The following is an 8189-nucleotide window of genomic DNA, read 5'->3' on the forward strand; positions in this document are numbered from 1 at the left end:
AGCCGCCAGCAGATGGACGTTCCTGTTGCGGAGGTTGCCGGTCGTGCCCGAGATCGCGGTCGGGATCATCATGAGAAGAGATGTGCCCTTGGCGACAAGGTCGCTCGTGCCGAACGCGAGCATCAGGATCGGCACCACGATCACTCCGCCGCCGACCCCGATGAGTCCGGCGAGGATGCCTGTGGCGATGCCGACGGCCACGAGCGCGATCCCGCTGAGCAGCTGCAGCTCGAACTCCGCGTCACGGGAGGGGACGACCAGGAACAGACTCACGATCACGATCACGAGGAACCCGACGAAGAACCACCGCAGCACCGTCTGCGAGATCCTCGGCAGCAGCCGTGTGCCGATCTGCGCACCGACCACCGAGCCCGCGGCGAGGATCAGAGCGGGAATCCAGGCGACGGAGTCGTTGATCGCGTACGACACGACCCCTACGGTCGCCGTCGGCACGATCGCGGCGAGCGACGTGCCGGCGCCGAGCCGCTGGTTGAAGTGCAGGAACAGCACGAGCAGCGGGACGATGACCGTTCCGCCGCCGACGCCGAAGAGGCCCGAGAGGAGGCCCGCGATGAGGCCGATCCCGATGAAGGCCGTGTAGGCGCGAGGCCCTCTGCTCAGGGTCTCTGCATCACTCACCGCATCAGCCTACTCCGCTGACTCGGGCGATCTCGTCACACGGACGATCCGCGAGAACCCCCTGGGACCCGGTGCCTGCCTGTGCGACACTGGATCGCACCAGACGCCGTCGTCGACAACCCGGATCGAAGGAGATCTCATGGTGCACAGTCCCTATCCCGATGTCGAGATCCCCGACGTCTCGATCCACGAGTTCCTGTTCGGCGATGTCGACGAGGACCGCCTCGATGCCGCAGCCCTCGTCGACGGAGTGAGCGGCGCCACCACGAGCTATCGACAGCTGATCGCCCAGATCGACCTGTTCGCGGGCGCCCTCGCCGCGCGAGGGGTGACCGTCGGCACGAAGGTCGCGGTCCTGTGCCCGAACATCCCCGCATTCGCGACGGTCTTCCACGGCATCCTGCGTGCCGGCGCGACGGCCACGACCGTCAACTCCCTGTACACGCCGGAGGAGATCGCGAACCAGCTGACGGATGCCGAGGCGACGTGGCTCGTCACGGTCTCGCCGCTGCTTGCCGGAGCGAAGGCCGCAGCGGCTCAGGTCGGCCTCGACGACGACCATGTGATCGTGCTCGACGGTGCAGACGGGCATCCATCACTCCCCGCGCTTCTGGGCGAGGGGAGAACGGCACCTGACGTCACCTTCGATCCGGCGACCCACCTCGCGGTGCTCCCCTACTCCTCCGGCACCACGGGGCGCCCGAAGGGGGTGATGCTCACGCACCGCAACTTGATCGCCAACGTGAGCCAGTGCCGCTCGACGATCTCGCTCGGCGACGATGACCGGGTTCTCGCCGTACTGCCGTTCTTCCACATCTACGGGATGACCGTGCTGCTGAACTTCGCACTTCGCCAGCGAGCGGCACTCGTCACGATGCCGAAGTTCGATCTGACCGAATTCCTCCGCGTCGTGCAGGATCACCGCACCAGCTGGGTGTTCATCGCCCCGCCGATCGCCGTCGCACTGGCGAAGCATCCGCTCGTCGACCAGTTCGACACCTCGTCGGTCAAGGTGATCTTCTCCGGCGCCGCTCCCCTGGACGGCGCGCTCGCGACGGCCGTCGCCACTCGCCTCGGCTGCACGGTCTGCCAGGGCTACGGCATGACCGAGACCAGCCCGGTGACCCATGCGATCCCCTACGATCGACCCGACATCGACCGCTCATCGGTCGGGATGCTGCTCGCCGACACCGAAGCGCGGCTGCTCGCGGACGACGGCTCGGACATCGATGCGCCCGCCGACGGCGCCAGCGCTCCGGGCGAGCTGCTGATCCGCGGGCCCCAGGTCATGGCCGGATACCTGAACCGGCCCGATGCGACCGCAGAGGTGCTCGACGACGACGGCTGGCTGCGCACCGGCGATGTCGCGACCGTGACCCATGACGGTGTCTTCCGCATCGTCGACCGGCTCAAAGAGCTCATCAAGTACAAGGGGTATCAGGTGGCACCGGCCGTGATCGAGGCCGTGCTGCTCGAGCATCCCGCTGTCGCAGACGCCGCCGTCATCGGTGCTCTCGACGACGACGGCCAGGAGGTGCCGAAGGCATTCGTCGTGGTGCAGCAGGGCTCCGAGCTCGACGCGGAGGCCGTGATCGCGCACGTGGCCGCTCATGTCGCCCCGCACGAGAAGGTGCGTCAGGTCGAGTTCATCGATGCGATCCCGAAGTCGGCCTCCGGCAAGATCCTGCGCAAGGACCTGCGCGCCCGCTGACCCCGGAGCGTAGTGCGTACGACGAAGCCCGCCGTCCCCTTCGGGCCGGCGGGCTTCGTCGTGTGAGCGAGGTGCTTACTCGGACTTCTTCTCGACAGCGTCCTCGGCGGCAGCCTCAGCTGCCTCGCCCTCGGCCTGCGACTCGGCACCGGCGTCGGCGGACTCCTCTGCGGGAGCCTCCTCGACGGGAGCCTCCTCTGCGGGAGCCTCCTCGACGACCTCGGCGGGCTTCTCAGCCTTGGCGGCCTTCTTGGCGGACTTCGCCTTGGGGGTGACGGGCTCGAGGACGAGCTCGATCACGGCCATGGGAGCGTTGTCGCCCTTGCGGTTGCCGACCTTCGTGATGCGGGTGTAGCCACCCTCGCGGTCAGCGACCAGCGGAGCGATCTCGGTGAAGAGCGTGTGAACGACGCTCTTGTCGCCGATGACGGAGAGAACGCGACGACGAGCGTGCAGGTCTCCGCGCTTGGCGAAGGTGATCAGTCGCTCGGCGAGCGGACGAAGGCGCTTGGCCTTGGTCTCGGTCGTCTTGATCGACTTGTGGGTGTACAGAGCCGCCGCGAGGTTGGCAAGCAGCAGGCGCTCGTGTGCGGGGCCGCCTCCGAGGCGGGGACCCTTAGTGGGCTTGGGCATAATCGTCTAACTCCTGGTCAGAAAGGTCGGGTTTCAGAAGGACTCGTCTTCGCTGCCGCCGTAGAAGTGGGCGCCGTCGAAACCGGGCACCGAATCCTTGAGCGACAGACCGAGCGAGATGAGCTTGTCGCGCACCTCGTCGACCGACTTCTGGCCGAAATTGCGGATGTTCATGAGCTGCGTCTCCGACAGGGCGACGAGCTCAGAAACGGTGTTGATGCCTTCACGCTTCAGGCAGTTGTACGAGCGGACCGAGAGGTCGAGGTCCTCGATCGGCATCGACAGCTCGCTGGAGTTCACTGCCTCCACCGGTGCCGGGCCGATCTCGATGCCCTCAGCCTCGACGTTCAGCTCGCGTGCGAGACCGAACAGCTCGGTGAGCGTCTTCGCAGCCGAAGCGACGGCGTCGCGGGGGCTGATGGCGGACTTGGTCTCGACGTCGAGGACGAGCTTGTCGAAGTCGGTGCGCTCACCCGCACGGGTGGCGTCGACTCGGTAGCTGACCTTGAGGACCGGCGAGTAGATCGAGTCGATCGGGATCTGACCGGCCTCTGCGTACTCGTTGCGGTTCTGCGTCGCCGAGACGTAGCCACGGCCACGCTCGATCGTGAGCTCGAGCTCGAACTTCGCGGTCTCGTTGAGAGTCGCGATGACGAGCTCGGGGTTCTGGATCTCGACACCGGCCGGAGCCGAGATGTCGGCGGCGGTGACTTCGCCCGAACCGGTCTTGCGCAGGTACGCCGTGATGGGCTCATCACGCTCGGACGAGACGACGAGCTGCTTGATGTTGAGGATGATCTCGGTGACATCCTCCTTCACGCCGGGGATGGTGCTGAACTCGTGCAGCACGCCGTCGATGCGAACGCTGGTGACCGCGGCACCGGGGATCGACGACAGCAGGCTGCGACGAAGCGCGTTGCCGATCGTGTATCCGAAACCGGGCTCCAGAGGCTCGATGATGAACCGGCTCCGGTTCTCGACGATCTTTTCCTCGGTCAGTGTGGGACGCTGTGCAATAAGCACTCTGTGTTCCTTTCGATCACATGCCCGCTATATGACATGTGGTGGGGTGAGGTCTTGAGTTTTTGTGAGTCGATGCCCGCTGGCGGGCGTCGAGCCGCTCGACCCCGAGGGGCCGAGCGGCTCAACAAGCCGGATCAGACGCGGCGACGCTTCGGCGGGCGGCAGCCGTTGTGCGCCTGCGGGGTGACGTCCTGGATCGAGCCGACCTCGAGGCCGGCGGCCGTCAGCGAACGGATCGCGGTCTCACGACCCGAGCCCGGTCCCTTGACGAAGACGTCGACCTTCTTGACGCCGTGCTCCTGCGCCTGGCGGGCGGCCGACTCTGCGGCCAGACCAGCGGCGTAGGGGGTCGACTTGCGCGAGCCCTTGAAGCCCACGCCACCCGACGATGCCCAGCTGATGACAGCGCCGGAAGGGTCGGTGATCGAAACGATGGTGTTGTTGAACGTCGACTTGATGTGGGCATGGCCCAGCGCGATGTTCTTCTTTTCCTTGCGGCGCGGCTTGCGCGCGGCGGCCTTGGGTGCAGCCATGAAAGTGTTCTCCTAGTCCCTGGGGGCCGCGCTTAGCGGGCCTTCTTCTTGCCTGCGACGGTGCGCTTCGGGCCCTTGCGGGTACGGGCGTTGGTCTTGGTGCGCTGACCACGGACCGGGAGGCCACGACGGTGGCGGACGCCCTCGTAGGAGCCGATCTCGACCTTGCGGCGGATGTCTGCGGCGACCTCGCGGCGCAGGTCACCCTCCACCTTGTAGGTGCCTTCGATGTGGTCGCGGAGGGCGATCAGCTGGTCATCGCTGAGGTCCTTCACGCGGATGCTCTCGTCGATATCCGTCGCCTTGAGGATCTCGACCGAGCGGGTACGGCCAACGCCGTAGATGTAGGTAAGGGCGATCACCACGCGCTTGTCGCGCGGGATGTCAACGCCGGCAAGACGTGCCATGCGGTTCTCCTGAGATTGGTAGAGGTGTGGAGCAGGATCGGTGCTCGGGCCTCTGTCCCGAGGTGTCCTCCACTCGCGTGGAATCTGACCCTGCCGTTGTGTGTGTTGAGTTGTGATTCAGATCAGGATCCCGCCGGCGCAGCCGACGATCCCGGACCCGGGACTCAGCCCTGGCGCTGCTTGTGGCGCGGGTTGCTCTTGCAGATAACCATGACGCGGCCGTGACGACGGATCAACTTGCAGTGATCGCACATGGGCTTGACGCTGGGGTTGACCTTCATGATGTTTCCTATTCGCTGTCTTCACCGGGCAGGCGGAGTGCCTGGGGTGTTACTTCTCGACCGATCAGCGGTAGCGGTAGACGATTCGGCCGCGGGTCAGGTCGTAGGGGCTGAGCTCCACGACCACACGGTCTTCGGGGATGATGCGGATGTAGTTCTGCCGCATCTTGCCTGAGATCGTTGCAAGGACCTTGTGTCCGTTGGAGAGCTCAACGCGGAACATCGCGTTGGGCAGAGCCTCGGAGATCACGCCCTCGATCTCGATGACACCGTCTTTCTTAGCCATAGCCTCGCTGACGCTTCTGCAGATCGGTCGATCTGCGGTGGGTGATTGGATTGCGATGCCACGCCGATTCAGACACGCCGAATCAAGGCGCAAGGCACCAAGGATCTATGTTATCCGACAACGGGAGTTCCGGCAACCTGAGCAGGATGCCGGAACTCCCGGACGGATGTCAGAGGTGATCAGCCGATCGTCGTCTTCCACGTTGCTCCGGAATAGAACGGACTGTGACAACCCGTGTTGTATGCGAACGACATCGACGCCTTGAACGTATACGTCTTCGTGAATGCGACGTACCCGGGGATGCTGTAGCAGGTGAGCTTGAGCTTGAGCGTCTTTCCCGAATCGACGAAACAGGTCCCGACCAGATCGCGAGCGTCGTTTCGATCGAAGGTCACTGTGCACCTCGTCGCAGCGTTCGCAGGCGCAGCAACAACTATGGATGCCGCTAGAAGAGCCACAGCGAGGGCCGCGGTCGCGACCACTTTCCTTCCGATACTGCGGCCTCCGCGGATTGTGTCGACCTTCATTTGACCCTCCAGTCACTCTGGCGCGCAAGGGCCAGTCCCCTGGCTCCGTTCAGACTAGAGATTCCAACGATGCAGTCTGCCTGGTTCCCCAGGCCGCTCAATCAGAGTTCCGAGATACCGGAACTCAGCCGAGGATCTTGGCGAACTCGGTGGCGATCTCGCTGTTGTCGATCCGGTCGCCGTTGATCTCCACCGTCGGCGTGCCGCGGATCTCATGCTCGGCCGCCTGAGCGACCGGGAACTTGATGTACTCGCCGTCTGCGATGCAATCGGCCGAAGTCGTGGCACCGGCTTGCTCGGCGTACGTCGTGAGCTGCGCGTCGTCGAGTCCGGCCGAGCCCTCCGCAGGCTGGTTCTCGAAGAGGAGGTTCATGAATGGAACAGCGGCGTCCGGGTCGTTCTCGGCGACGCAGTACATCGCAGCTGCCGCGCGCGAAGAATAATCGGTTGTGGACTGGAAATCGAGAATGGCAATCGGGTGGATGTTCAGCGTGATCTCGTCGTTCGCCGCCGCAGTCTGCAGCTGCTCTCCGTAGGCGTCCTCGAACTGACCGCAGACCGGGCAGATGAAGTCGATGTAGGTGTCGACGGTCGTGTCGCCCTTGCCGATCGTGATCGCTCCGGTGTCCTGGTTGATGATCGCACCACCGGGTGTGGGCCCCGGCGCCGTCGCCTGGTTGTTCAGGCTTACGACCACGAAGGCGAGGACGGCCAGAACGACCACCACAGCCGCCGAGACGCCGATCACGAACCAGTTGGTGTTGCTCTTCGCGGCTGCCATTGCGTTCCGTTTCTGTCGAGGCACGCCCGTGGCGCACCCGGCTTGAAGTCTGCGGGTGCATGCGCACCCATACACCTATTGTGCCCGGAGAAACCTATGCGCGCGTTGTGACGATGCGCTGAACGACAGCCGACGCTGCGGGCAGGTGCGCCCGGATCAGGCGATCGGCGTCGGAGTGACGCCGAATGCGGCGAGCCCCGCTGCTCCCCCGTCGGGTGCGGTGAGCACCCAGATGCCACCTTCGTGCAGAGCCACGCTGTGCTCCCAGTGCGATCCGTCGGTGCCGTCAACCGTCGAGACGGTCCAGTCGTCGTCCTCGACGAAGGTCTCGTCGCTTCCCGCGGTCACCATCGGCTCGATGGCCAGCACGAGTCCCGGCTTGATCTCGGCGCCGGGGTCGGGCGTGCGGTAGTTGAACACGCTCGGCGCCTCATGCATCTTGCGCCCGATGCCATGACCGACGTATTCGCGCAGGATGCCGTAGGTCTCGCCGGAAACCGCCGACGGCCCCTGTGCTTCGATGTAGCCCTGGATGGCTGCACCGAGGTCACCGAGATGCGAAGCGGACGCCATCGCCGCGATGCCGGCCCACATCGAGCCCTCGGTCACGCGGGAGAGCTCTTCACGCCGAGCCACCAGCTCGGGGCGGGTGTCGTCGGGGACCACGACCGTGATCGCGCTGTCGCCGTTCCAGCCCTGGAACTGTGCCCCGCAGTCGATCGAGACGATGTCGCCTGCTTCGAGCACACGCTCTCCGGGGATGCCGTGCACGACCTCGTGATTGACCGAGATGCAGGTCGTGTGGCGGTACCCGCGCACGAGCTGGAAGTTGGATTCCGCTCCGCGCGCGACGATCACCCGGTTCGCCTCGGTGTCGAGTTCGAGCGTGGTCACTCCCGGCCTGATCAGCGGACGAACCGCCTCGAGGGCCGCCGCCGCGATGAGACCCGGCTCGACCATCGCCCGCAGCTGCGCCGCGCTCTTGTAGATCGACTTGCGGAACATCGCAGAATCCGCTCAGGCGGCGAGACGCAGACCGCGGGCGGTCAGCGCTGCGAACACGCGGTCGGTGATCTCGTCGAGAGAGCCGACGCCGTCGATGCGGTCGACGATGCCACGAGGACCGTACACCTCGAGAATCGGAGCGGTCTCGTGCTCGTAGATGTCGAGGCGGTGCGCGATCGCCTCGTCGGTGTCGTCGGAGCGGCCCTGCTCGGCGGCGCGGAGCTTCAGGCGCTCGAGGCTCTCGCTGCGAGGCACATCCAGCAGGATGACGGCGTCGAGCGACTCTCCTCGCCCGGCGAGGAAGACGTCGAGGTGCTCGACCTGCGCCGCGTTGCGGGGGTATCCATCGAGGAGGAACCCGTT

The 8189-nt window shown here is 65.4% G+C and carries 12 protein-coding genes; 1 reads left to right on the top strand and 11 read right to left on the bottom strand.

Annotated features, from left to right (window positions below; all coding sequences use genetic code 11):
• Nucleotides 1-639: sulfite exporter TauE/SafE family protein (locus J7E68_RS10600; protein WP_215172394.1), on the bottom strand; the 639-nt coding region annotated here is incomplete at its 3' end.
• 139 nt (nucleotides 640-778) lie between these two features.
• Here J7E68_RS10600 and J7E68_RS10605 point away from each other — a divergent pair.
• The gene (locus J7E68_RS10605) at nucleotides 779-2350 is read left to right on the top strand and encodes an AMP-binding protein (protein ID WP_215172396.1); all 1572 of its coding nucleotides are present in this window, start codon (nucleotides 779-781) and stop codon (nucleotides 2348-2350) included.
• A 75-nt stretch (nucleotides 2351-2425) separates the two neighbouring features.
• Here the strand turns inward: J7E68_RS10605 and rplQ are convergent, their stop codons facing one another.
• From rplQ to J7E68_RS10655, 10 genes are all read right to left on the bottom strand, one after another.
• Nucleotides 2426-2983, bottom strand: coding sequence for a 50S ribosomal protein L17 (rplQ, locus tag J7E68_RS10610; protein ID WP_215172398.1), 558 nt, complete (start codon nucleotides 2981-2983; stop codon nucleotides 2426-2428).
• 33 nt (nucleotides 2984-3016) lie between these two features.
• Entirely contained in the window at nucleotides 3017-4006 is a 990-nt protein-coding gene (locus J7E68_RS10615; RefSeq protein ID WP_017829188.1) for a DNA-directed RNA polymerase subunit alpha, read from the bottom strand.
• A 134-nt stretch (nucleotides 4007-4140) separates the two neighbouring features.
• Nucleotides 4141-4539 carry a 30S ribosomal protein S11 gene (rpsK, locus tag J7E68_RS10620; protein WP_042538796.1) on the bottom strand — a complete coding sequence of 133 codons (399 nt, stop codon included), beginning with the start codon at nucleotides 4537-4539 and terminating at the stop codon, nucleotides 4141-4143.
• A gap of 32 nt (nucleotides 4540-4571) precedes the next feature.
• Nucleotides 4572-4946 (bottom strand): 30S ribosomal protein S13, encoded by a 375-nt coding sequence (rpsM, locus tag J7E68_RS10625; protein ID WP_215172400.1) that lies wholly within the window; start codon nucleotides 4944-4946, stop codon nucleotides 4572-4574.
• A gap of 164 nt (nucleotides 4947-5110) precedes the next feature.
• A complete protein-coding gene (gene rpmJ / locus J7E68_RS10630; protein WP_215172402.1) occupies nucleotides 5111-5227 on the bottom strand; it encodes a 50S ribosomal protein L36 in 117 nt (38 codons plus the stop codon).
• Nucleotides 5228-5291: 64 nt separating this feature from the next.
• Nucleotides 5292-5513 (bottom strand): translation initiation factor IF-1, encoded by a 222-nt coding sequence (gene infA / locus J7E68_RS10635; RefSeq protein ID WP_017201569.1) that lies wholly within the window; start codon nucleotides 5511-5513, stop codon nucleotides 5292-5294.
• Nucleotides 5514-5692: 179 nt separating this feature from the next.
• Nucleotides 5693-5908 carry a hypothetical protein gene (locus tag J7E68_RS10640; RefSeq protein ID WP_215172404.1) on the bottom strand — a complete coding sequence of 72 codons (216 nt, stop codon included), beginning with the start codon at nucleotides 5906-5908 and terminating at the stop codon, nucleotides 5693-5695.
• A 256-nt stretch (nucleotides 5909-6164) separates the two neighbouring features.
• Nucleotides 6165-6821, bottom strand: a complete 657-nt coding sequence (locus tag J7E68_RS10645) for a thioredoxin domain-containing protein (protein ID WP_215172412.1) — start codon at nucleotides 6819-6821, stop codon at nucleotides 6165-6167.
• 156 nt (nucleotides 6822-6977) lie between these two features.
• Nucleotides 6978-7826, bottom strand: coding sequence for a type I methionyl aminopeptidase (gene map / locus J7E68_RS10650; protein WP_215172414.1), 849 nt, complete (start codon nucleotides 7824-7826; stop codon nucleotides 6978-6980).
• Between the two features lie 12 nt (nucleotides 7827-7838).
• Nucleotides 7839-8189, bottom strand: a 351-nt coding sequence (locus tag J7E68_RS10655) for a nucleoside monophosphate kinase (RefSeq protein ID WP_215172416.1), incomplete at its 5' end; no start/stop codon positions are given.

Origin of the sequence: Microbacterium sp. ISL-103 (assembly GCF_018613995.1) — a bacterium.
Classification (GTDB): domain Bacteria; phylum Actinomycetota; class Actinomycetes; order Actinomycetales; family Microbacteriaceae; genus Microbacterium.